12 protein-coding genes, 2 tRNA genes, 3 rRNA genes and 1 pseudogene are annotated in these 25885 nt (G+C 62.1%); 17 read left to right on the plus strand and 1 reads right to left on the minus strand.

Annotated elements, in window-relative coordinates; translation table 11 throughout:
• Nucleotides 1-22: 22 nt before the first annotated feature.
• The 16 genes and pseudogenes from APT63_03110 (at nt 23) to APT63_03185 (ending at nt 23175) form a co-directional block, all read left to right on the plus strand.
• Complete coding sequence (locus APT63_03110) at nt 23-1747, plus strand: acetolactate synthase 3 catalytic subunit (protein AMA47776.1); 1725 nt, start codon at nt 23-25, stop codon at nt 1745-1747.
• A 1-nt stretch (nt 1748) separates the two neighbouring features.
• Nucleotides 1749-2240: an acetolactate synthase small subunit gene (gene ilvH, locus APT63_03115; protein AMA44685.1), complete on the plus strand. Its 492-nt coding sequence runs from the start codon at nt 1749-1751 to the stop codon at nt 2238-2240.
• 52 nt (nt 2241-2292) lie between these two features.
• On the plus strand, nt 2293-3309 hold the full coding sequence (locus APT63_03120; protein AMA44686.1) for a ketol-acid reductoisomerase: 1017 nt from the start codon (nt 2293-2295) through the stop codon (nt 3307-3309).
• A 148-nt stretch (nt 3310-3457) separates the two neighbouring features.
• Nucleotides 3458-4309: a CDP-diacylglycerol--serine O-phosphatidyltransferase gene (locus tag APT63_03125; protein ID AMA44687.1), complete on the plus strand. Its 852-nt coding sequence runs from the start codon at nt 3458-3460 to the stop codon at nt 4307-4309.
• Between the two features lie 76 nt (nt 4310-4385).
• Complete coding sequence (locus APT63_03130) at nt 4386-5399, plus strand: mononuclear molybdenum enzyme YedY (protein ID AMA44688.1); 1014 nt, start codon at nt 4386-4388, stop codon at nt 5397-5399.
• A complete protein-coding gene (locus APT63_03135) occupies nt 5399-6013 on the plus strand; it encodes a sulfoxide reductase heme-binding subunit YedZ (protein AMA44689.1) in 615 nt (204 codons plus the stop codon). The genes APT63_03130 and APT63_03135 overlap by 1 nt, the downstream gene beginning before the upstream one ends.
• A gap of 484 nt (nt 6014-6497) precedes the next feature.
• Nucleotides 6498-8044, plus strand: a 16S ribosomal RNA gene (locus APT63_03140).
• A gap of 68 nt (nt 8045-8112) precedes the next feature.
• Nucleotides 8113-8189: transfer RNA gene (locus tag APT63_03145), tRNA-Ile, on the plus strand.
• A 20-nt stretch (nt 8190-8209) separates the two neighbouring features.
• Nucleotides 8210-8285: transfer RNA gene (locus tag APT63_03150), tRNA-Ala, on the plus strand.
• A gap of 248 nt (nt 8286-8533) precedes the next feature.
• Nucleotides 8534-11446: ribosomal RNA gene (locus APT63_03155) — 23S ribosomal RNA — on the plus strand.
• A 115-nt stretch (nt 11447-11561) separates the two neighbouring features.
• Nucleotides 11562-11677: ribosomal RNA gene (gene rrf / locus APT63_03160) — 5S ribosomal RNA — on the plus strand.
• The 16S, 23S and 5S rRNA genes sit together here with 2 tRNA genes alongside, the layout of an rRNA operon.
• A gap of 125 nt (nt 11678-11802) precedes the next feature.
• Entirely contained in the window at nt 11803-15282 is a 3480-nt protein-coding gene (locus APT63_03165) for an exodeoxyribonuclease V subunit gamma (protein ID AMA44690.1), read from the plus strand.
• The gene (locus APT63_03170) at nt 15279-18956 is read left to right on the plus strand and encodes an exodeoxyribonuclease V subunit beta (GenBank protein ID AMA44691.1); all 3678 of its coding nucleotides are present in this window, start codon (nt 15279-15281) and stop codon (nt 18954-18956) included. Before APT63_03165 ends, APT63_03170 begins: the two co-directional genes overlap by 4 nt.
• Nucleotides 18953-21028 carry an exodeoxyribonuclease V subunit alpha gene (locus APT63_03175; GenBank protein AMA44692.1) on the plus strand — a complete coding sequence of 692 codons (2076 nt, stop codon included), beginning with the start codon at nt 18953-18955 and terminating at the stop codon, nt 21026-21028. The genes APT63_03170 and APT63_03175 overlap by 4 nt, the downstream gene beginning before the upstream one ends.
• Before the next feature lie 25 nt (nt 21029-21053).
• A pseudogene (locus tag APT63_03180) lies at nt 21054-21200 on the plus strand (addiction module antitoxin).
• Nucleotides 21201-21687: 487 nt separating this feature from the next.
• Complete coding sequence (locus APT63_03185) at nt 21688-23175, plus strand: sulfate transporter (GenBank protein ID AMA44693.1); 1488 nt, start codon at nt 21688-21690, stop codon at nt 23173-23175.
• A 106-nt stretch (nt 23176-23281) separates the two neighbouring features.
• On the opposite strand, the gene APT63_03190 is transcribed toward APT63_03185, so the two are convergent.
• The gene (locus APT63_03190) at nt 23282-24226 is read right to left on the minus strand and encodes a LysR family transcriptional regulator (GenBank protein AMA44694.1); all 945 of its coding nucleotides are present in this window, start codon (nt 24224-24226) and stop codon (nt 23282-23284) included.
• A gap of 134 nt (nt 24227-24360) precedes the next feature.
• Between APT63_03190 and APT63_03195 the strand changes: the two genes are divergently transcribed.
• Entirely contained in the window at nt 24361-25884 is a 1524-nt protein-coding gene (locus APT63_03195; GenBank protein ID AMA44695.1) for a methylmalonate-semialdehyde dehydrogenase, read from the plus strand.
• Nucleotide 25885 lies beyond the last annotated feature (1 nt).

Below are 25885 nucleotides of genomic sequence, written 5' to 3' on the forward strand. Positions count from 1 at the left end.
TGGCGTTTTAGAGGTGAACAACGTGGAGCTTTTATCTGGCGGCGAGATGCTTGTCCGCTTCTTGCGTGACGAGGGCATCAAGCACATCTACGGGTACCCTGGCGGTGCTCTCCTTCATGTCTACGATGCCTTGTTCAAGGAACCAGAGATCGAGCACATCCTGGTTCGTCACGAACAGGCCGCGACCCACATGGCCGACGGCTATGCACGCGCCACCGGCAAGGCCGGCGTGGTGCTGGTGACCTCCGGCCCAGGCGCCACCAACGCCATTACCGGTATCGCCACGGCGTACATGGACTCCATCCCGATGGTCATCCTGTCGGGCCAGGTGCCCAGCACCATGGTCGGCACCGATGCCTTCCAGGAAACCGACATGATCGGTATTTCCCGGCCGATCGTGAAACACAGCTTCATGATCAAGCACGCCTCGGAAATCCCGGAAGTCCTGAAGAAGGCCTTCTACCTGGCCGAGTCCGGGCGTCCCGGTCCGGTGGTGGTCGACATTCCGAAGGACATGACCAACCCGGCCGAGAAGTTCGAGTACGTCTATCCGAAGAAGGTCAAGCTGCGCTCCTACAGCCCGGCCGTGCGTGGTCACTCCGGTCAGATCCGCAAGGCGGCCGAGATGCTGCTGGCGGCCAAGCGTCCGATCCTCTATTCCGGTGGCGGCGTCATCCTCGGTGGTGGCTCCGAAACCCTGACCGAGATCGCCCGTGCGCTGAACCTGCCGGTCACCAATACCCTGATGGGCCTGGGTGGCTACCCCGGTACCGACCGCCAGTTCCTCGGCATGCTCGGCATGCATGGCAGCTACCCGGCCAACATGGCGATGCACCATGCCGATGTGATCTTCGCCGTCGGCGCGCGCTTCGACGACCGTGTGATCAACGGCCCGGCCAAGTTCTGCCCGAACGCCAAGATCATCCACATCGACATCGACCCGGCGTCGATCTCCAAGATGATCAAGGCCGACGTGCCGATCGTGGGCCCGGTCGACAGCGTGCTCGCCGACATGCAGGCCATCCTCAAGGAAATCGGTGGCAAGCCCGATCAGGCGGCCATGGATACCTGGTGGAAGCAGATCGACGAGTGGCGCGGTAACCGTGGGCTGTTCCCGTACGACCAGGGCGATGGCGAAGTGATCAAGCCGCAGAAGGTCATCGAGACCCTGTGCGAAGTCACCCAGGGCGATGCCTTCGTCACCTCCGACGTCGGCCAGCACCAGATGTTCGCGGCGCAGTACTACCGCTTCAACAAGCCCAACCGCTGGATCAACTCCGGTGGCCTGGGCACCATGGGCTTCGGTTTCCCGGCGGCCATGGGCGTGAAGCTGAACTTCCCGGACGACGACGTGGCCTGCGTCACCGGCGAGGGCAGCATCCAGATGAACATCCAGGAGCTGTCGACCTGCCTGCAGTACGGCTTGCCGGTGAAGATCGTCAACCTGAACAACGGCGTGCTGGGCATGGTGCGCCAGTGGCAGGACATGTCCTACAACAGCCGCCACTCGCACTCCTACATGGAATCGCTGCCCGATTTCATCAAGCTGGTCGAAGCCTATGGTCACGTCGGCATCCGGATCACCAGCCTGAAGGACCTCAAGCCCAAGCTCGAGGAAGCCTTCGCGCTGAAGAACCGCCTGGTCTTCATCGACATCCAGGTCGACAGGAGCGAGCACGTCTATCCGATGCAGATCAAGGATGGCTCGATGCGTGACATGTGGCTGAGCAAGACGGAGCGTACCTGATATGCGGCACATCATTTCCCTGCTGCTGGAAAACGAACCCGGTGCCTTGTCTCGCGTGGTCGGGCTGTTTTCCCAGCGCAACTACAACATCGAAAGCCTGACCGTGGCACCGACCGAGGACCCGAGCGTTTCGCGTCTGACGTTGACCACCATCGGCCACGATGAGGTGATCGAGCAGATCACCAAGAACCTGAACAAGCTCGTCGAAGTGGTCAAGCTGGTCGACCTGTCGGAAAGCGCGCACATCGAGCGTGAAATGATGCTGGTCAAGGTCAAGGCCACCGGTGCCCAGCGCGCCGAGATCAAGCGCACCACCGACATCTTCCGTGGGCAGATCGTCGACGTCACCGCCAGCGTGTACACCGTGCAACTGAGTGGGACCAGCGACAAGCTCGACAGCTTCATCCAGGCGATCGGCACCACGTCGATCCTTGAAACCGTTCGCAGTGGCGTCACCGGCATCGCCCGGGGCGACAAAGTGCTCAGTATCTAACTTCAACAATTAGCGTTGGCTCCCGTGAGCCAGGATATAACAGGGGTAGTTCATGAAAGTTTTCTACGATAAAGATTGCGACCTTTCCATCATCCAGGGCAAGAAAGTCGCCATCATCGGTTACGGCTCCCAGGGTCACGCCCAGGCGTGCAACCTGAAGGACTCCGGCGTCGACGTCACCGTCGGCCTGCGCAAAGGCTCGGCCACCGTCGCCAAGGCAGAAGCCCACGGCCTGAAAGTCGCTGACGTCGCTTCCGCCGTCGCCGCTGCCGACCTGGTCATGATCCTGACCCCGGACGAGTTCCAGGGCGCGCTGTACAAGAACGAAATCGAGCCGAACATCAAGCAGGGCGCGACCCTGGCGTTCTCCCACGGCTTCTCGATCCACTACAACCAGGTCGTGCCGCGTGCCGACCTGGACGTGATCATGATCGCGCCGAAGGCCCCAGGCCACACGGTACGTTCCGAGTTCGTCAAGGGCGGTGGTATCCCTGACCTGATCGCCATCTACCAGGACGCCTCGGGCAACGCCAAGAACGTCGCACTGTCCTACGCCGCAGGCGTCGGCGGTGGCCGTACCGGCATCATCGAGACCACCTTCAAGGACGAGACCGAAACCGACCTGTTCGGTGAGCAGGCCGTTCTGTGCGGCGGTACCGTCGAGCTGGTCAAGGCCGGTTTCGAAACCCTGGTCGAAGCCGGTTACGCGCCGGAAATGGCCTACTTCGAGTGCCTGCACGAGCTGAAGCTGATCGTCGACCTCATGTACGAAGGCGGTATCGCCAACATGAACTACTCGATCTCCAACAACGCCGAGTACGGCGAGTACGTGACCGGTCCTGAAGTCATCAACGAAGAATCCCGCAAGGCCATGCGCAATGCACTCAAGCGCATCCAGGACGGTGAGTACGCGAAGATGTTCATCAGCGAAGGCGCCACCAACTACCCTTCGATGACCGCCAAGCGTCGCAACAACGCTTCCCATGGCATCGAAATCATCGGCGAGCAGCTGCGTTCGATGATGCCGTGGATCTCGGCCAACAAGATCGTCGACAAGAGCAAGAACTGATCCTGTCCTGACGTGACGAAGAACGCGGCCTCGGCCGCGTTTTTTCGTTCAGGCGCCCGCATCTGGTATAAAGCGACCAGGGGCAGGCGTCGAACCTCCGTCGCCTGCCCGCGTCGAATACTTTCCATCCTGTTGCAAGGTAATCTCCATGAGCGAACGTCCCGAAGAGCCGCACACGCCCTCCGACGCCGAAAGCCTGCTACCTGTCGATGAGCACATTGAAGAGGGGCATGACGCCGAAGGGCGCAAGGTTCGGCATCGCGGCATCTATCTGTTGCCCAACCTGTTCACCACCGCCAACCTGTTTGCCGGGTTCTACGCGATCATCAGCGCCATCAGCGCGCACGGCTACCTCAGCGCCGGTGACCCCCACGAAGGCAGCAAGTACCTGGCGTTCGCCGCCATCGCGATCTTCGTGGCCATGGTGCTCGACAGCCTCGATGGCCGTGTGGCGCGCATGACCAATACCCAGAGCGCCTTCGGCGCCGAGTACGACTCCTTGTCGGACATGGTGGCCTTCGGTGTGGCGCCGGCATTGCTGGCCTTCGTCTGGGCGCTGGGGGACATGGGCAAGGTCGGCTGGATGGTGGCCTTCATCTATGTCGCTGGCGCGGCACTGCGCCTGGCGCGCTTCAACACCCAGGTCGGTACCGCCGACAAGCGTTACTTCATCGGTCTGGCCAGCCCGGCGGCTGCCGGTGTGGTAGCCGGTACCGTGTGGGCGTTCAGCGACTACGGTATCCAGGGCTCCAAGCTGTCGTTCCTGGTGGCCTTGCTGGTCGCGGCGGCCGGCATGCTGATGGTCAGCAACGTCAAGTACAACAGCTTCAAGGAGCTGGACCTCAAGGGCCGCGTGCCCTTCGTCGCCATCCTGGCGGTGGTGCTGGTGTTCGCCGTGGTCTTCAGCGATCCACCGCGCATCCTGCTGCTGATCTTCCTCGCCTATGCGGCTTCCGGCCCCGTGCAGTACCTGCTGCGCAAGCGCCGCCGTAAAGTGTGAAATCGATTTAATGGCGGAATAACCCCGCGGCCCTACAGTCTATTGGTACATCCTTGTCCAATGCTGTGGGGTCCACATGCTCATCCAGCTTCCCAGATCGTCCGATTGCAAGCTGTCGGACGTCACACCCGAATCCCTCTATCTCTCGCGTCGACGCATGCTCGGTGGTGCAATGGCCGGGCTGGCGCTCGGTGCCTTGCCTGCCGTCGGCCGCGCGGCTGACGCTGCGCGCTACCCGGATGTCGAACCCGGCAAGCCCGCCGGGTGGTTCACCGACAAGCTCGCGGCCACGCGCTGGCAGGCGGTGACCGTGAAGGACGAAGCCATCACCCCGTTTCGCGATGCGACCCACTACAACAACTTCTATGAGTTCGGGCCTGGCAAAGGCGACCCGGCCGACAGCGCCGGCAGCCTGCCCACCGAGCCCTGGCGCCTGGTGATCGATGGCGAGGTCGACAAGCCGGGCAACTATGCGCTGGAAGACTTCGTCAAACCCTACCAGCTGGAAGAGCGCATCTACCGGCTGCGCTGCGTCGAGGCTTGGTCGATGGTGATCCCGTGGCTGGGCTTTCCGCTGGCAGACATCCTCAAGCGCGTCCAGCCGACGTCCAAGGCGCGCTATGTACGCTTCGAGACGTTGCGTGATCCTGAGCACATGCCCGGGCAGCGCTCGGGGTTCGCGCTGATCGACTGGCCCTATGTGGAAGGCCTGCGCCTGGACGAGGCGATGAACCCGCTGACCCTGATGGCCGTCGGCATGTACGGGCGCGAGCTGCCGAATCAGAACGGGGCGCCACTGCGGCTGGTGGTGCCTTGGAAGTATGGTTTCAAGAGCATCAAGTCGATCGTGCGCATGAGCCTGGTCGCCGAGCAACCCAAGACCACCTGGCAGGGCCTGGCGCCCGAGGAGTACGGCTTCTATGCCAACGTCAATCCACAGGTCGATCATCCACGCTGGACGCAGGCGCGTGAGCGACGGCTACCGAGTGGGCTGTTCAGCCCGAATGTACGTGACACGCTGATGTTCAACGGCTATGCCGAGCAGGTCAGTGGTCTGTACGCGGGGCTGGACCTGCGGAAGAACTACTGATGCGTTATCCAGGGTTGCGTCTGGCGCTGTTTCTGTTCGGCTGTCTGTTGCCGGCCTGGTGGCTGTACGAGGCAATGAGCAACCAGCTGGGGCCCGACCCTGGCAAGGTGCTTGTCACGCGTCTGGGCCTGGGCGGCTTGATCTACCTGCTGGTCGGTCTGTGCATGAGCCCGCTCCAGCGCATGACCGGGTGGGCCGGCTGGATCGTGGTGCGCAGGCAGATCGGCTTGTGGAGCTTTGCCTACATCCTGCTGCACCTGCTCGGCTATCTGGTCTTCATGTTGGGCCTGGACATCGGGCAGCTGGGCGTCGAGTTGCGACGACGGCCCTATATCATCGTCGGTACGCTGGGGTTCCTGGGCCTGCTCGTGCTGGCGGTGACCTCGAACAGGGCCAGTCAACGACGACTGGGCGCGCGCTGGCGGTCCCTGCACCGGCTCGTCTATGCCGTATTGGGGTTGGGGCTGCTGCATTTTCTGTGGGTCGTGCGTTCTGACCTGGGGGAGTGGACCCTGTATGCGGGGGCAGGGTTGGCAGTGATGGTCATGCGCATCCCGGCTGTCTGGAGGCGGCTGCCACGGTTCAACCAGAAAAAGCGAAATGAATTGAAATAAAGGGTTGACGGGGTTTCAGATCCCCTTATAATGCGCACCACTTCCAACGCAGTCGGAACGATAAACGCCTTGTTAATCAACAGGTTGCGTGAATCGAGATGAAGCTGGAAGGGCTTCGGTCCCGACCGGAAGCGGTGAAAAAAGGCAGTTGACAGCAGGTTGTAACGCTGTATGATTCGCCTCCCGCTTCGAGAGATCGCAGCGAGTCAAGTGGTTGAAGTTGTTAGGGTTTCCCGAAAAAAACTTCAAAATAAACGCTTGACACACAACGAGGACAGCGTAGAATGCGCGCCTCGGTTGAGGCGAAAGCTTCTCAGCCAAACGCTCTTTAACAAATTGAATCAAGCAATTCGTGTGGGTGCTTGTGAGTTTGGACTGATAGTCACATAGATTATCAGCATCACAAGTGACACATGAGTAATCATAGTAGTCATTTGAGATTGCTGAGCCAAGTTTAGGGTTTCTTAAAAACCCAAGCAGTATTGAACTGAAGAGTTTGATCATGGCTCAGATTGAACGCTGGCGGCAGGCCTAACACATGCAAGTCGAGCGGATGACGGGAGCTTGCTCCTGGATTCAGCGGCGGACGGGTGAGTAATGCCTAGGAATCTGCCTGGTAGTGGGGGACAACGTTTCGAAAGGAACGCTAATACCGCATACGTCCTACGGGAGAAAGCAGGGGACCTTCGGGCCTTGCGCTATCAGATGAGCCTAGGTCGGATTAGCTAGTTGGTGAGGTAATGGCTCACCAAGGCGACGATCCGTAACTGGTCTGAGAGGATGATCAGTCACACTGGAACTGAGACACGGTCCAGACTCCTACGGGAGGCAGCAGTGGGGAATATTGGACAATGGGCGAAAGCCTGATCCAGCCATGCCGCGTGTGTGAAGAAGGTCTTCGGATTGTAAAGCACTTTAAGTTGGGAGGAAGGGTTGTAGATTAATACTCTGCAATTTTGACGTTACCGACAGAATAAGCACCGGCTAACTCTGTGCCAGCAGCCGCGGTAATACAGAGGGTGCAAGCGTTAATCGGAATTACTGGGCGTAAAGCGCGCGTAGGTGGTTTGTTAAGTTGGATGTGAAAGCCCCGGGCTCAACCTGGGAACTGCATCCAAAACTGGCAGGCTAGAGTACGGTAGAGGGTGGTGGAATTTCCTGTGTAGCGGTGAAATGCGTAGATATAGGAAGGAACACCAGTGGCGAAGGCGACCACCTGGACTGATACTGACACTGAGGTGCGAAAGCGTGGGGAGCAAACAGGATTAGATACCCTGGTAGTCCACGCCGTAAACGATGTCAACTAGCCGTTGGAATCCTTGAGATTTTAGTGGCGCAGCTAACGCATTAAGTTGACCGCCTGGGGAGTACGGCCGCAAGGTTAAAACTCAAATGAATTGACGGGGGCCCGCACAAGCGGTGGAGCATGTGGTTTAATTCGAAGCAACGCGAAGAACCTTACCAGGCCTTGACATGCAGAGAACTTTCCAGAGATGGATCGGTGCCTTCGGGAACTCTGACACAGGTGCTGCATGGCTGTCGTCAGCTCGTGTCGTGAGATGTTGGGTTAAGTCCCGTAACGAGCGCAACCCTTGTCCTTAGTTACCAGCACGTTATGGTGGGCACTCTAAGGAGACTGCCGGTGACAAACCGGAGGAAGGTGGGGATGACGTCAAGTCATCATGGCCCTTACGGCCTGGGCTACACACGTGCTACAATGGTCGGTACAGAGGGTTGCCAAACCGCGAGGTGGAGCTAATCTCACAAAACCGATCGTAGTCCGGATCGCAGTCTGCAACTCGACTGCGTGAAGTCGGAATCGCTAGTAATCGCGAATCAGAATGTCGCGGTGAATACGTTCCCGGGCCTTGTACACACCGCCCGTCACACCATGGGAGTGGGTTGCACCAGAAGTAGCTAGTCTAACCCTCGGGAGGACGGTTACCACGGTGTGATTCATGACTGGGGTGAAGTCGTAACAAGGTAGCCGTAGGGGAACCTGCGGCTGGATCACCTCCTTAATCGACGACATCAGCCAGCTGATGAGCCCCCACACGAATTGCTTGATTCTTTGTAAAAGACGATCAAGACCCTGTTATAGGTCTGTAGCTCAGTTGGTTAGAGCGCACCCCTGATAAGGGTGAGGTCGGCAGTTCAAATCTGCCCAGACCTACCACTTCTCTGTAAAAAGAGCATGGGGCCATAGCTCAGCTGGGAGAGCGCCTGCCTTGCACGCAGGAGGTCAGCGGTTCGATCCCGCTTGGCTCCACCACCTTCGTGGTACCTGTTCAGTGTGCTGTTCCTTGATCAGAACCTAGAAATGAGCATTCCTCGCTGAATGTTGATTTCTGGCTTTTGTCAGATCGTTCTTTAAAAATTCGGATATGTGATAGAAATAGACTGATGGCCACTTTCACTGGTGGTGATCAGGCTAAGGTAAAATTTGTGAGTTCTGCGCGAGAGCGCAACATGCGAATTTTCGGCGAATGTCGTCTTCACAGTATAACCAGATTGCTTGGGGTTATATGGTCAAGTGAAGAAGCGCATACGGTGGATGCCTTGGCAGTCAGAGGCGATGAAAGACGTGGTAGCCTGCGATAAGCTTTGGGGAGTCGGCAAACAGACTGTGATCCAGAGATCTCTGAATGGGGGAACCCACTCAGCACAAGCTGAGTATCCTGCACTGAATACATAGGTGCATGAGGCGAACCAGGGGAACTGAAACATCTAAGTACCCTGAGGAATAGAAATCAACCGAGATTCCCTTAGTAGTGGCGAGCGAACGGGGACCAGCCCTTAAGTTGGTTGAAGATTAGTGGAACGCTCTGGAAAGTGCGGCCATAGTGGGTGATAGCCCCGTACACGAAAATCTTCTTCCAATGAAATCGAGTAGGACGGAGCACGAGAAACTTTGTCTGAATATGGGGGGACCATCCTCCAAGGCTAAATACTACTGACTGACCGATAGTGAACCAGTACCGTGAGGGAAAGGCGAAAAGAACCCCGGAGAGGGGAGTGAAATAGAACCTGAAACCGTATGCGTACAAGCAGTGGGAGCCTACTTGTTAGGTGACTGCGTACCTTTTGTATAATGGGTCAGCGACTTATATTCAGTGGCGAGCTTAACCGAATAGGGGAGGCGTAGCGAAAGCGAGTCTTAATAGGGCGAACAGTCGCTGGGTATAGACCCGAAACCGGGCGATCTATCCATGGGCAGGTTGAAGGTTAGGTAACACTGACTGGAGGACCGAACCGACTACCGTTGAAAAGTTAGCGGATGACCTGTGGATCGGAGTGAAAGGCTAATCAAGCTCGGAGATAGCTGGTTCTCCTCGAAAGCTATTTAGGTAGCGCCTCATGTATCACTGCTGGGGGTAGAGCACTGTTTCGGCTAGGGGGTCATCCCGACTTACCAAACCGATGCAAACTCCGAATACCAGCAAGTGCCGAGCATGGGAGACACACGGCGGGTGCTAACGTCCGTCGTGAAAAGGGAAACAACCCAGACCGTCAGCTAAGGTCCCAAAGTCATGGTTAAGTGGGAAACGATGTGGGAAGGCTTAGACAGCTAGGAGGTTGGCTTAGAAGCAGCCACCCTTTAAAGAAAGCGTAATAGCTCACTAGTCGAGTCGGCCTGCGCGGAAGATGTAACGGGGCTCAAACCATGCACCGAAGCTACGGGTATCACCACTAGGTGATGCGGTAGAGGAGCGTTCTGTAAGCCTGTGAAGGTCAGTTGAGAAGCTGGCTGGAGGTATCAGAAGTGCGAATGCTGACATGAGTAACGACAATGGGAGTGAAAAACTCCCACGCCGAAAGACCAAGGTTTCCTGCGCAACGTTAATCGACGCAGGGTTAGTCGGTCCCTAAGGCGAGGCTGAAAAGCGTAGTCGATGGAAAACAGGTTAATATTCCTGTACTTCCGGTTATTGCGATGGAGGGACGGAGAAGGCTAGGCCAGCTTGGCGTTGGTTGTCCAAGTTTAAGGTGGTAGGCTGAGATCTTAGGCAAATCCGGGATCTCAAGGCCGAGAGCTGATGACGAGTTGCCTTTAGGCGACGAAGTGGTTGATGCCATGCTTCCAAGAAAAGCTCCTAAGCTTCAGATAATCGGGAACCGTACCCCAAACCGACACAGGTGGTTAGGTAGAGAATACCAAGGCGCTTGAGAGAACTCGGGTGAAGGAACTAGGCAAAATGGCACCGTAACTTCGGGAGAAGGTGCGCCGGCGAGGGTCAAGGACTTGCTCCGTAAGCCCATGCCGGTCGAAGATACCAGGCCGCTGCGACTGTTTATTAAAAACACAGCACTCTGCAAACACGAAAGTGGACGTATAGGGTGTGACGCCTGCCCGGTGCCGGAAGGTTAATTGATGGGGTTAGCGCAAGCGAAGCTCTTGATCGAAGCCCCGGTAAACGGCGGCCGTAACTATAACGGTCCTAAGGTAGCGAAATTCCTTGTCGGGTAAGTTCCGACCTGCACGAATGGCGTAACGATGGCGGCGCTGTCTCCACCCGAGACTCAGTGAAATTGAAATCGCTGTGAAGATGCAGTGTATCCGCGGCTAGACGGAAAGACCCCGTGAACCTTTACTATAGCTTTGCACTGGACTTTGAATTTGCTTGTGTAGGATAGGTGGGAGGCTTTGAAGCGTGGACGCCAGTCTGCGTGGAGCCATCCTTGAAATACCACCCTGGCAACTTTGAGGTTCTAACTCAGGTCCGTCATCCGGATCGAGGACAGTGTATGGTGGGTAGTTTGACTGGGGCGGTCTCCTCCCAAAGAGTAACGGAGGAGTACGAAGGTGCGCTCAGACCGGTCGGAAATCGGTCGTAGAGTATAAAGGCAAAAGCGCGCTTGACTGCGAGACCCACACGTCGAGCAGGTACGAAAGTAGGTCTTAGTGATCCGGTGGTTCTGTATGGAAGGGCCATCGCTCAACGGATAAAAGGTACTCCGGGGATAACAGGCTGATACCGCCCAAGAGTTCATATCGACGGCGGTGTTTGGCACCTCGATGTCGGCTCATCACATCCTGGGGCTGAAGCCGGTCCCAAGGGTATGGCTGTTCGCCATTTAAAGTGGTACGCGAGCTGGGTTTAGAACGTCGTGAGACAGTTCGGTCCCTATCTGCCGTGGACGTTTGAGATTTGAGAGGGGCTGCTCCTAGTACGAGAGGACCGGAGTGGACGAACCTCTGGTGTTCCGGTTGTCACGCCAGTGGCATTGCCGGGTAGCTATGTTCGGAAGAGATAACCGCTGAAAGCATCTAAGCGGGAAACTTGCCTCAAGATGAGATCTCACTGGGATCTTGAATCCCCTAAAGGGCCGTCGAAGACTACGACGTTGATAGGTTGGGTGTGTAAGCGCTGTGAGGCGTTGAGCTAACCAATACTAATTGCCCGTGAGGCTTGACCATATAACACCCAAGCAATCTGCCGAGCGCAGGTTGGGTGCGAAGACACACGAACCGAAAGTTCGCAAACACACAAAGATCACATATCCGAATCTGCTGGCCTGTCGATACGACAGTCCGGCTACCGAATTTCTTGGCGACCATAGAGCATTGGAACCACCTGATCCCTTCCCGAACTCAGCAGTGAAACGATGCATCGCCGATGGTAGTGTGGGGTTTCCCCATGTGAGAGTAGGTCATCGCCAAGATTCATTTCGCAAAACCCCTATCTGCGTATGCAGGTAGGGGTTTTGTCTTTGCGCGCCTGGAAAAAATCGCGTAGCCCCCATGGTAAGGTTTCTCTTTCGACCGTCTGCTTCACCAGGATGACCCGATGCCCACCAATGTCCGTCCCCAGCCCGGCTTCATGATCGTCCACGGCAATCGGCTGGACGACTTGCGCAGCCTGGTCGTCAGCTGGATGCGTCGGATGCCGCTGGCCCCTCTGGAGAACGAGATCGCCCTGGTGCAAAGCAACGGGATCGCCCAATGGCTGAAGCTGGCCCTGGCCGAAGATCCCCTGGACGACGACCAGGGCGGCTGCGGCATCGCCGCCGCCATCGACGTCCAACTGCCGGGCAGCTTCATCTGGCAGCTGTACCGCAAGGTCATGGGTCGCGAAGAGATCCCCGAAGTCTCGATGCTCGACAAGGCCCCGCTCACCTGGCGGCTCATGCGCCTGTTGCCTGCGTTGATCGAGCGACCGCATTTCGAGCCGCTGCGACGTTTCCTGACCGACGACGATGACCTGCGCAAGCGCTATCAACTGGCCGAACGACTGGCCGACCTGTTCGACCAGTACCAGGTGTACCGCGCCGACTGGCTCGACGACTGGTCCAAAGGCAACCATGTGCTGCACACCGCACGTGACGAGCGCAAACCCTTGCCTCCCGGCAACTGCTGGCAGGCCGAGCTCTGGAAAGCCTTGCTCGACGATGTCGGCGAACAGGGCATGGCGCAGAGCCGGGCCGGGGTCCATCTGCGGTTCATGCGACGCATGGAGGCCCTGGAAGATCGCCCCAAAGGCCTGCCTTCACGGGTCATCGTGTTCGGCATTTCCTCCTTGCCCGCCCAGGTGCTCGAAGCGCTTGCCGCACTTTCGCGGTTCAGCCAGGTGCTGCTGTGCGTGCACAACCCATGTCGCCATCACTGGGCCGACATCGTCGCCGACAAGGACCTGCTGCGTCACCACTACAAACGCCAGCAGCGCAAGCAGGGCATGCCCCAGGACCTCGACCCCGAGGTCATGCACCAGCACGCGCACCCGTTGCTCGCGGCCTGGGGCAAGCAGGGGCGTGACTACATCAGCCTGCTCGACAGCCATGATGACCCCAGCGTCTACCAAGGCATCTTCAGCGAGGGCCGCATCGACCTGTTCAGCGAAGCGGACACCCAGACACTGCTGAACCAGCTGCAGGACGACATTCTCGAACTGCGCCCCTTGGCAGAGACGCGAACGCTCTGGCCAGCCGTCGACCCGCGCACGGATGCGTCCATTCGCTTTCACGTGGCCCACAGCCCCCAGCGCGAAGTGGAGATCCTGCACGATCAATTGCTGGACGCCTTCAGCCACGACTCCACGCTGCGTCCGCGTGACATCATCGTCATGCTGCCGGACATCAACACCTATGCGCCCCACGTCCGTGCAGTCTTCGGCCAGATCGACCGTCAGGACCCGCGCTACATTCCCTTTACCTTGACCGACCAAGGGCAGCGTGGCCGCGATCCGCTGCTGATCGCCCTCGAACACCTGCTCAAGTTGCCCGACAGCCGCTTTGCCGTCAGTGAAGTGCTGGACCTGCTGGACGTACCGGCGCTGCGTGCGCGCTTCGGCATCCAAGAGGCCGACCTGCCGACCTTGCACCGTTGGATCGAAGGGGCCGGCATCCGCTGGGGGTTGGACGCCCCGCAGCGAGCCTCGCTCGGCCTGCCGGAAGGGCTGGAGCAGAACAGCTGGCGCTTCGGCCTGCGGCGCATGCTGCTGGGCTATGCGGTGGGTAACGGCGAGGGGTGGGACGATATCGAGCCGTTCGATGAGATCGGCGGGCTCGACGCCACCCTGATCGGCCCGCTGGTGGCCTTGCTCGAAGCCCTGGACGTGGCCCTGTATAGCCTGTCGCAGCCTGCCACCGCCGCCGAGTGGGGCGAACGCTTGAACGCACTGCTGCAGGTGTTCTTCCTGGCCCAGGACGAGCATGACGACTACCTCCTGGTGCAGTTGCAGACCCTGCGTGAAACCTGGCTGCAGACCTGCGAGTCGGTCGGTCTGCAGGAGGAACTGCCATTGACTGTCGTGCGCGAAGCCTGGCTGGCCGGGCTCGACGACGGCAAGCTGTCGCAGCGATTCCTGGCCGGGTCGGTGAATTTCTGCACGCTCATGCCCATGCGTGCCATTCCGTTCCGCATCGTCTGCCTGTTGGGCATGAACGATGGCGACTACCCGCGCGCGCAGCCGCCCCTGGATTTCGACCTGATGGCCTCGGACTACCGGCCTGGGGACCGTTCACGCCGTGAAGACGATCGCTACCTGCTGCTCGAAGCCCTGCTCTCGGCCCAGGAGCGCCTGTACGTCAGCTGGGTCGGTCGCAGCATCCGCGACAACAGCGAGCGTCCGTCTTCGGTGCTGATCGGCCAGCTGCGCGACCACCTGGCCAGTGGTTGGCGACTGGCGTCGTCCGCGTCGGACGCGCTCGAGGACAGCGGTCGACAGCTGGTCGAGGCGCTCACCCAGGAGCACCCGCTGCAGCCGTTCAGTCGACGCTATTACCAGAAGGACAGTGCGCTGTTCAGCTTCGCCCAGGAATGGCATGCCCTGCATCAATCGGAGGCTGTCGTCCCGGCCCTGGCAAGCGCACTCGAAGCCCACGTCAGCGACGAACCTTTGAGTTTGGCTCAATTGCAGGATTTCCTGCGCCACCCGGTCCGGCATTTCTTCAGTCAACGTCTGAAAGTGTTCTTCGAGACCTTTGAAGACCCTGTCGCCGACGAAGAACCCTTCACCCTGGATGGCCTGCAACGCTACCTGCTCAGCGAAAGCCTGCTGAACGCGGCGCTGGTCGAGCCCGACCGTGCCGAGCAGGTGCTCGAGCGTGGCGCCAGACGGCTACAGGCCAGCGGCCAGTTGCCCTTGGCTGGTTTCGGCGAGTGCCTGCAAGCCGAACTGGTCGAGCCGCTGCCTGGCATCCTGCACCGCTATCGGCAGTTGCTGAAGCGGTGGCCGCAGGAGATCCAACAGGCCCTGCCGCTGCGCTTCACCCATGCGGGGCTGCGGCTCGAAGGCTGGTTGGGGCGCGCCTACCAGGCAGTGGATGGCAGTCTGCTGAGCATCGGCACGGTGCCCAATACCTTGCAGGCGGGCAAGGCCGGCCTGAAGTGGCATCGCCTGATCGCCACCTGGACGCTGCACCTGGCCGCCGCGGCATCGGGGCTACGCTTGCACAGTGCCCTGGTGGCCGCCGACGTGACCTTGCTGCTGGCGCCCTTGCCGGTCGACGAAGCCCGCGAGCGGCTCGGTGAACTGCTGCTGGCGCGCCAGGCCGGCATGAGCGCACCGCTGCCGGTCGCCGCCAAGACCGCGTTCGCCTGGCTGGCCCAGGACGACCCGGACAAGGCCTGGGCGGCCGCCGCCAAGGCCTACGAAGGCGATGGCCAGAACAGCGCAGGCGAGCGCGCCGAGCACCTGGCGCTGTCACGGCAGTTCCCGGATTTCGCCGCGCTGGGTGAGGACGAGACCTTCACCGGCTGGTGCGAAACCTTGTACCGACCCCTCTACGCGGCGGATTGGCAGACCTTCGGCAAGGACGATATGGCATGACTCAAGCGCGTCCCCTGGCCCTGCGCTTTCCCCTGCACGGCAGCCAACTGATCGAAGCGAGCGCCGGGACCGGCAAGACCTTCACCATTTCCGCGCTCTACCTGCGCCTGGTCCTGGGCCATGGCGACGCGCAAGGCTTTACCGGCGAGCTGTTGCCGCCGCAGATCCTCGTGGTGACCTTCACCGACGCGGCGACCAAGGAGCTGCGCGAACGCATCCGCACGCGCCTGGCCGAAGCGGCGCGGTTCTTCCGCGGTGACGTGCAGGAGGCCGACCCGCTGCTGCGCCAGCTGCGTGACGATTACCCGGCCGAGGCCTGGCCGCGCTGCGCCAGCCGGTTGGAGATCGCCGTGCAATGGATGGACGAGGCCGCCATCTCGACGATTCACGGTTGGTGCCAGCGCATGCTGCGCGAGCATGCCTTCGACAGCGGCAGCCTGTTCACCCAGAACCTGGAGACTGACCACAGCGAACTGCTGGCGCACGTCATGCGCGACTACTGGCGCCGCTTCTGCTACGCCCTGAGTGGCGAAGCCCTGGCGTGGGTGCGCAGTCATTGGGTCAGCCCCGATGCCCTGTTAGGCAAGGTCCGTCCGCTGTTCGGTCGACGCAGCATCGACAGCGGCGAAGAGGAACCGCAGCAACTGATCGACGCCGTCCTGCGCCAGCGTGCCGAGCAGCTGGTGGCGCTCAAGGCGCCCTGGCGGCAGTGGGCCGACGAACTGCTACAGATCTGCCGCGACGCCACTGCCGCCAAGCAGGTCAACGGCAAGCTGCAGGCCCGCTACTTCGAGCCCTGGTTCGCCACGCTCAAGCAATGGGCCGAGGATGAGCAGGCCGTGGCGCTGGACCTCAAGACCGGCTTTACCCGCCTGACCCGCGACGGCCTGGCCGAAGCCTGGAAGAGTGGCGCTCCCCCGGAGCACCCGGGGCTGGAGGCCATGGAAACCTTGGCCGCGAAGCTCGAGCGCCTGCCCGCGCCCGATGCCTGCCTGCTGGAGCATGCCGCCGCCTGGGTCATCCAGCGGTTCGAGGCGGAGAAGCGTCGACGCGCGGAGATGGGCTTCGACGACATGCTGCTGCGCTTGCGCCAGGCCTTGCAGGGCGAGGCGGGCGAACGCCTGGCGGCGCTGATCCGCGAGCAGTTCCCGGTGGCCATGATCGACGAGTTCCAGGACACCGACCCGGTGCAGTACGGCATCTTCGAGCGCATTTACCACATCGCCGACAACCGTCCGGCCACCGGTCTGTTCATGATCGGCGACCCCAAGCAGGCGATCTATGCCTTCCGCGGCGCCGACATCCACACCTACCTGGCCGCACGCCTGGCCACGGCCGGCCGGCTGCACAGCCTGGACACCAACTTCCGCTCCAGCCAGGCGATGGTCAGCGCGGTCAACCGGGTGTTCCAGCAGGCCGAGCAGCGCGAGCAGGGGCGGGGCGCCTTTCTGTTCCGCCGTGGCACGTACAACCCGTTGCCGTTCATCGAGGTCAACGCCAAGGGGCGCGACGAGCGCTTGCTGATCGACGGCGAGGGCACGCCGGCTTTGCAGCTCTGGCACCTCGACAGCGACGAGCCGGTGTCGGGCACCCATTACCGTCAGGCCATGGCCGCCAGTTGCGCCAGCCATGTCGTGTCGTTGCTCACGGGCGCCTTGGCCGGGCATACCGGCTTCGAGACAGCCGATGGCACATTCAGGCCCTGCCAGCCTTCGGACATCGCCATCCTGGTGCGCGACGGCCGCGAAGCACAGATCGTGCGCGAACAACTGGCCGCGCGCGATGTGCGCAGCGTCTACCTGTCGGACAAGGACTCGGTGTTCGCCGCCCAGGAGGCCCGTGACCTGCTGGCCTGGCTCAAGGCCTGCGCCGAGCCGGATGTGGAGCGTCTGCTCAAGGCCGCTCTCGCCAGCCCGACCCTGAACCTGGGCCTGGATGCTTTGGAAGCGCTCAACCGCGACGAGCGGATCTGGGAGCGCTGGGTCATGCAGTTCCGTCAGTACCGTCACCTGTGGCGCCTGCAAGGCGTGCTGCCGATGCTGCGCCGCCTGCTGCACGACTTCGCCTTGCCGCGCACGCTGTTCGGGCGCAGCGACGGTGAGCGGGTGCTGACCAACCTGCTGCACTTGGCCGAGCTGTTGCAGCAGGCCGCCACCGAACTGGATGGCGAGCAGGCGCTGATTCGTCATCTCGCCGAACAGCTGGCCAGTTCGGGTCAAGCGGGTGAAGAGCAGATCCTGCGGCTGGAGAGCGACGAACAGCTGGTCAAGGTGGTGACCATCCACAAGTCCAAGGGGCTGGAATACCCGCTGGTCTACCTGCCCTTCATCTGCACCAGCAAGCCGGTGGATGGCCAGCGCCTGCCGCTGGTCTGGCACGACGATGACGGCCAGGCCCACCTGACCCTGACGCCGGACCGCGAGCAGATCGCCCGGGCCGACGACGAGCGCCTGGCCGAAGACCTGCGCCTGCTCTACGTGGCGCTGACCCGTGCCCAGCACGCCTGCTGGCTGGGGATCGCCGACCTCAAGCGCGGCGCCAGCAAGGCATCGCGCCTGCACCTGTCGGGCATCGGTTACCTGCTGGGCGGTGGCGAGCTATTGCCGTCCTCCGCTGCGCTGAGCGACTGGCTGGCGCAGCTGCGTGGCGAGACCGAGGCGATCGCCATCGTGGCGCCGCCCGACGCGGACGCACGGCGCTATGCCGGACGGGCCCAGCGCAGCGAAGTGACCGCCGCGCGTCGCCCGCGCCGGTATGCGGCCGAGGCTTGGTGGATCGCCTCCTACAGTGCCTTGCGCGTCGGTACCCAGGCGCTCGAACTGACCGCCGATACCTCGCTCGCCCAGCAGCTACTCGACGACGAGCGCGCTGACGTGCAGCCTCGTAGCGTGGCTGCCGACAGTGGCGACATCCACCGTTTCCCACGGGGCCCTAACCCCGGCACCTTCCTCCACGGCTTGCTGGAGTGGGCCGGTCGGCAGGGCTTCGCCGAGGTCAGTGCCGATCCCGAGCAGATCGAGCGCACCGTCGGCCAGCGCTGCAACCGTCGCGACTGGACGGGGTGGATCCCGACCCTGACCCAGTGGCTGCATCGCCTGCTGGTGCAGCCCATGCCGCTGGCGCCCGACCAGCCGCCCGTGACCCTGAGCGCGCTGACCCAATACCAGATCGAAATGGAGTTCTGGTTCGCCAGCCACCAGGTCGAGGTGTCCACCCTGGACTACCTGGTCGGCCAGCACGTGCATGCCGGCAGGCCGCGCCTGGCCATCGAGTCGTCACGGCTCAACGGCATGTTCAAGGGCTTCATCGACCTGGCCTTCGAGCATGAAGGCCAGTACTACGTGGTCGACTACAAGTCCAACTGGCTCGGCCCCGACGTCGGCGCCTACAGCCAGGCGGCCATGGAGCAGGCCGTGCTCGAGCACCGCTACGACCTGCAGTACGTGCTCTACCTGTTGGCCTTGCACCGCCAGCTGCGCGCCCGACTGCCGGACTACGACTACGATCGTGACGTGGGTGGCGCGATCTTCCTGTTCGTCCGCGGCCTGGACGCCCCGAGCCAGGGCGTGTATTTCGTCAAACCGCCGCGCGCCTTGATCGAGCAGTTGGACGCCTTGTTCCAAGGGATCTACCGCCCGCACCAGACCGATCTGTTCCAGGATGAGTTGCCATGAAGCGCACCTTGAGCGACCTGCTCCCCACCCCGCTGCAGGCCACGCACCTGGCCGCGCTGGCACCGTTGCAGCGCAGCCAGGACCTGATGGTGCTGCTCGATCGCTGGGTCGAGCGCAACTGGCTGCGGCCCCTGGACCGCGCCTTCGTCGCCTTTCTCGCCACCTTGGAGCCCGGCTGCGACCCGTTGGTGCTGCTGGCCGCCGCGCTGGCCAGTCACCAGCTGGGCCATGGGCATGTCTGCCTGGACCTGCCCCAGACCCTGCTGGAACCCGATTTCGCCCTGTCGCTCCCACCGGAAGGGGACGCCCTGGCCGGCCCCTTGCTGCTGCCGTCGCAACTGCTCGGCACCCTGGACGCGACGACCTGGCTGCAGCGCTTGCGCGACAGCGTCCTGGTGGCCGAAGGCGACGCGCCCACGCAGCGTGAGCGTCCGCTGGTCGTACGCCACCAGCGCTTGTACCTGCGTCGCTACTGGCGCTACGAGCGACGCATCGACCAGGCCCTACGTGAGCGCCTGCGCGTGGAAGAACACCTGCCGCCGGGGCTGGCGGCGGACCTGGCGCGGCTGTTCGCCGACGGTGCGCCACCGGGGCAGATCGACTGGCAGAAGCTGGCCTGTGCCCTGGCCACCCGGGCTGCGTTCAGCATCATCACCGGCGGCCCCGGTACCGGCAAGACCACCACGGTGGTGCGACTGCTGGCGCTGTTGCAAACCCCCGCGGTCGAGCAGGGTCACCCATTGCGCATCCGTCTGGCCGCCCCCACGGGCAAGGCGGCCGCACGCCTGACCGAGTCCATCGGCCAGCAGGTCGAACGCTTGGACGTCGACGCCGCGGTCCGCGAGCATATTCCCACCGACGTCAGCACCGTGCACCGGCTGCTGGGCAGTCGGCCAGGGTCGCGGCATTTCCGGCACCATGCCGGGAATCGCTTGCCGCTCGACGTGCTGGTGGTCGACGAAGCCTCAATGATCGACCTGGAAATGATGGCCAACCTGCTCGAGGCCATGCCGCCCCAGGCGCGCCTGGTGCTGCTCGGCGACAAGGACCAGCTCGCCTCGGTGGAAGCCGGCGCGGTACTGGGCGACCTGTGCCGCGAGGCCGAGGAGGGGTTCTATTCGCCCGACACCCTCGACTGGCTGCAACGGGTCAGTGGCGAGGCCCTGGGCGAAGCGGGCCTGCAGGTCGGCAGCGTCGAGCGGCATCCGTTGGCGCAGCAACTGGTCATGCTGCGCCACTCCCGGCGCTTCGGCGAAGGCAGCGGGATCGGCCAACTGGCCCGCTGCGTCAATCGTCAGCAGGCCGAGGCCGCGCGCGCGCTGCTCGCCCAGGGCGCACACGACCTGTTCTGCCTGACCATGCGCGGTGAGCAGGACCGCGCCTTTGATCGCCTGCTGCTCGACGGCCTCGAGCAAGGCCCGGACGGACCGCAAGGCTACCGCCTGTACCTGAACCAGCTGGGCCGCCGTCGCCCACCACCGGACACGCCCTGGGACGACCCACGCTGGACCGCCTGGGCGGGCGAGGTGCTGCGCCAGTTCGAGCGCTTCCAGCTGCTGTGCGCGGTACGGCGCGGGCCCTGGGGCGTCGAAGGCCTCAATCAGCGGGTCGCTGCCGTGCTGCACCGTGCTGGCCTGATCGACAACCAGCAGCAGTGGTACGAGGGCCGGCCCGTGCTGGTGACCCGTAACGACTACGGCCTGGGCCTGATGAACGGCGACATCGGCATCGCCCTGCGCCTGCCTGACGAGCAGGGCGAGCCCACCCTGCGCGTGGCTTTTGCCCGCAACGACGGGCAGGGCGGCATTCGCTTCGTGCTGCCCAGCCGCCTCAACGACGTCGAGACCGTATTCGCCATGACCGTGCACAAGTCCCAGGGCTCGGAATTCGCCCACACCGCCCTGGTGCTGCCCGACGTGCTCAACCCGGTGCTGACCAAGGAGCTGGTCTATACCGGCATCACCCGGGCCAAACAGTGCTTCAGCCTGATCGAACCCCGCCAGGGTATCTTCGAAGAGGCCGTGACCCGCAAGGTCCGGCGCATTTCCGGGTTGATGCTGGAGCAGTGCTGACGCCATGACCCAGGAGCCACAGACGATGACCGAACACCTTCATCCCTACGACCCGGCCGACGCGCTGGACACTCTCGAGGCTTTGGCTGCGTTTCTGTCCGACGCGTTGGACGCACAGGATACGGGCCACCTGATCCAGGCCCTGGCGGTGGCGGCGCGGGCCAAGGCTCGCCAGGGCGACACCTCGGCGGCCGAGGCCGTGGCAGCGGCCCTGGCAGAGGTGCCGGCTCACGCCGAGCTGCCGCTGGACACCTTCCGAACCGTGCTACGTCATTTGGGCCTGACCCTGACGGTTGCCGCGTGCGAGGTCGAGCAAGGCCCGGCGTGAGTGCCGATGCCCTCGCTTCTCGACTGAAATACTCTCGCGGACTCTGTGGCAAGTGGTCAGCGTTCTTGATGGATGGATGCTCACTCAGCTACCATCCAGCGGTCTGACTGCTCCATTTCGAAGGAAATAGCTTTGTCTCGCTCCAACTGGCTGCCTACGCCGCCATAGCGCTACGCCCCCTCGCAATGCCCTGATCGCCTCCTAGCTGCGGTCGCCCTTTGCTGCGCCTGATTTTTGGCCGCGGCCACTCCATCACTCAATGAAGATAGAAGCACATGCATCGCTCAGCGCTGGCCGCTGTGCGTCATGCCGTGCCTGCTATGGGTAGACTATGATCGAAACCATTAAAACCGCTTGGCTATCCAATGTCCGAGCAGACCTCCTCGCGGGTCTGGTCGTTGCGTTGGCTCTCATTCCCGAAGCTATTGCCTTTTCCATCATTGCCGGGCTCGACCCCAAGGTCGGCCTCTACGCATCGTTCTGCATCTGCACGGTCATCGCCTTCGTAGGAGGGCGCCCTGCAATGATCTCAGCTGCCACCGGCGCCATGGCATTGCTCATGGTGGACCTGGTCAAGGATCATGGCCTCCAGTATCTGCTCGCCGCTTCGTTGCTATGCGGTGTGCTGCAGATAATCGCGGGGTATCTGCGCCTGGGCGAGTTGATGCGCTTCGTGTCACGTTCGGTGGTAACGGGGTTCGTCAACGCCCTGGCAATCCTGATCTTCATGGCCCAGTTACCCGAACTGACGGGGGTAAACTGGCCCGTGTACGCCATGACGGCGGCCGGTCTGGCAATCATCTATCTCTTTCCTCGACTGCCGATGCTGGGCAAGCTTCTGCCTTCGCCCTTGGTGTGCATCATCGTACTCACCGCGATCTCGATCTACATGGGCTTGGAAATCCGTACCGTGGGCGACATGGGCGCGCTCCCGGACAGCCTTCCGATCTTCATGTGGCCAAGCGTGCCGCTGAACCTCGAAACACTGCTGATCATCCTTCCTTACTCAGCCGCGTTGGCAGTGGTAGGGCTGCTGGAATCCATGATGACCGCGACCATCGTGGATGACCTGACGGACACGGGCAGTGACAAGAACCGAGAGTGCAAAGGTCAAGGCGTCGCCAATATCGCGGCCAGCCTTATAGGAGGAATGGCGGGGTGTGCGATGATTGGCCAGTCGATGATCAATGTTAAATCCGGCGGGCGTACTCGGCTTTCTACCCTGTTTGCCGGGGTCTCTCTGCTGATCATGGTGGTGTTTCTGGGCGATTGGCTGGCTCGCATTCCAATGGCAGCCTTGGTGGCCGTGATGATCATGGTGTCCATCAGTACCTTTAGCTGGGGATCCATTCGCATGCTCAAGACGTATCCGCTCTCGACCAACATCGTGATGCTGGTCACCGTGGTGGTGGTCGTGGCGACGCATAATCTGGCGTTCGGCGTGGTCGCGGGGACTTTGCTGGCCGCGATGTTCTTTGCCAACAAGATCGGGCATTACCTGGATGTGACCTCCAGGCGTGATGCTGAGCATGCCCACCGTACGTACGAGGTGACGGGCCAAGTGTTCTTTGGCTCGGCAGACAGGTTCTTGAACGCTTTCGATCTCAAGGAGCCACTGGACACCCTGACGATTGACCTGCGTGGGGCCCATTTCTGGGACATCACTGCTGTGGCCGCGCTGGACAAGGTCGTGCTCAAGCTGCGTCGCGAGGGCATCCATGTGGATGTGATCGGGATGAATCAGGCGACCTCGACGTTGGTCGATCGCTTCGGTGTACATGACAAGCCTGACGGTATCGACACGCTGATGGGACATTGACAGCGCGCCTGGGGACAAGGCTTTGTCCCCGCTCCTGATTACGCACCTCGACCCAAGGACGGGCTAGACAGAGGCTGGATCGATTCTTCAGCCTTGCCGATCCCGGCTACGTAACGCGCATCTCACGCGTTTCCCCCCGCAACAGCGGCGCATTCAACTCCGTCACCTGCCGGATGTACTCCCACAACAACGTGATCCGCTTGAGCTTCCTCAAGTCCTCCCGACAGTACATCCAGAACTGCCGATCGATCACCACCTCCTCCGGCAACAGCGCCACCAGCCGTGGATCTTGCGCCGCCAGGAAGCACGGCAGGATCGCCAGGCCATGCCCCTGCAGCGTCGCGGTGTACTGGGCCACCACGCTGGTGCTGCGCAGGTGCACGTTGGCATCGGGAATCAGGTGGTTCAGGTACAGCAGCTCGGCGCTGAAGGCCAGGTCGTCGACGTAGCTGATGAAGCGGTGGCGGGCCAGGTCGGCGACGGATTCGATCGGTGCGTGGGCGTCCAGGTAGGCCTGGGTCGCGTACAGCCGCAGTCGGTAGTCGCACAGCCGACAGCAGACATAGGGGCCGTGCTCCGGGCGTTCGAGGGCGATGACCAGGTCGGCCTCGCGCTTGGACAGGCTGATGAAGTGCGGCAGCGGCAGGATGTCCACCGAGATGGCCGGGTACCGCTCGACGAAGTGGCTCAGTTGCGGGGTGATGAAGAAACTGCCGAAGCCTTCGGTGCAGCCCATGCGGATGTGCCCGGACAACGCCATGCCGGAGCCTGAGACTTGCTCGCAGGCCGCATGCAGCGTGCTTTCCAGGGTTTCGGCGAAGCCCAGTAGGCGTTGCCCCTCGGCGGTCAGGGTAAAGCCGTTGGCGCGGGACTTCTCAAACAGCAAGGTGCCCAGGCTGCGCTCCAGCGAGGCGATACGCCGGGAGACGGTGGTGTAGTCCACTCCCAGACGCTGGGCTGCGCGGCTGGCCTTGCGCGTGCGCGCCACTTCGAGGAAGAACTTCAGGTCGTCCCAGTTCAGGGTGCTGAGGGCAGTAAGGTCTTTTTGCATGATCGACCGGCTTTTTTATCAGGGCGTGTCGGATATTTGCCTATCTATACTCCAAACCACCCCCAGGCCCAAGCGTTCGTGCAATGCCCGACGCTGGCCGTTTCGCGCCCATAACAAGTCCAAGGAGAGCGCACATGAATGCACCCCTGACCGCCGAGCGGACCCAGGTCCAACAGGCCCGCCTGCTGATCGAGGGCCGCTGGGTCGAGTCCCAGTCGAGCGAATGGCACGATGTGATCAACCCCGCCACCCAGCAAGTCCTGGCGCGGGTGCCCTTCGCCACGCCCGACGAGGTCGATGCAGCCATCGACGCCGCCCAGCGCGCCTACGCCAGCTGGCGCGACACACCGCTCGGCGCCCGCATGCGCATCATGCTCAAGCTGCAGGCGCTGATCCGCGAACACAGCACGCGCATCGCCGCGACCCTCAGCGCCGAGCAGGGCAAGACCCTGGCCGATGCCGAGGGCGACATCTTCCGCGGGCTGGAGGTGGTGGAGCATGCCGCCTCGATCGGCTCGCTGCAGATGGGCGAATTCGCCGAGAACGTTGCCGGTGGCGTGGACACCTACACCTTGCGCCAGCCCATCGGCGTCTGTGTCGGCATCACGCCGTTCAACTTCCCGGCGATGATTCCGCTGTGGATGTTCCCGATGGCGATCGTCTGCGGCAACACCTTCGTGCTCAAGCCCTCCGAGCAGGATCCGCTGTCGACGCTCATGCTGGTCGAGCTGGCGCTGGAAGCCGGGGTGCCGCCGGGCGTGCTCAACGTGGTGCAGGGCGGCAAACAGGTGGTGGACCGGCTGTGCACCCACCCCAGCGTCAAGGCGGTGTCGTTCGTCGGCTCCACCGCCGTCGGGACCCATGTGTACGAGCTGGCCAGCCGTCATGGCAAGCGGGTGCAGTCGATGATGGGCGCGAAGAACCACGCCGTGGTGCTGCCCGATGCCAACCGCCAGCAGACCGTCAATGCGCTGGTCGGCGCGGCCTTCGGTGCCGCCGGGCAACGCTGCATGGCCACCTCGGTGGCGGTGCTGGTCGGCGCGGCCCGGGACTGGCTGCCGGACCTGGTAGCGGCGGCCCGCCAGCTCACGGTCAATGCCGGCAGTGAGCCGGGCACCGATGTCGGCCCGCTGATCTCGCGCAAGGCCAAGGCCCGTGTGCTGAGCCTCATCGAAAGTGGCCTGGACGAAGGCGCCGTGCTCGAACTCGACGGGCGCCACGTCGAGGTGCCGGGCTACGAAGACGGCAACTTCGTCGGCCCGACGCTGTTCTCCGGCGTGACCACCGACATGCGCATCTACACGGAGGAGATCTTCGGCCCGGTGCTGGTGGTGCTGGAAGTCGACACCCTCGAGGAGGCCATCGCTCTGGTCAACCGCAACCCGTTCGGCAACGGCACCGGGCTGTTCACCCAGAGCGGCGCGGCGGCGCGGACGTTCCAGAACCGTATCGACGTCGGCCAGGTGGGGATCAACATCCCGATCCCCGTGCCGGTGCCGTTCTTCAGCTTCACCGGCTCGCGGGGTTCGAAGCTGGGCGACCTGGGCCCGTACGGCAAGCAGGTCGTGCAGTTCTACACCCAGACCAAGACGGTTACCGCCCGCTGGTTCGACGACGACAGCGTCGGCGGCGTCAACACCACCATCAGCCTGCGTTGAG

Source organism: Pseudomonas monteilii, from assembly GCA_001534745.1.
Classification (GTDB): domain Bacteria; phylum Pseudomonadota; class Gammaproteobacteria; order Pseudomonadales; family Pseudomonadaceae; genus Aquipseudomonas; species Aquipseudomonas alabamensis.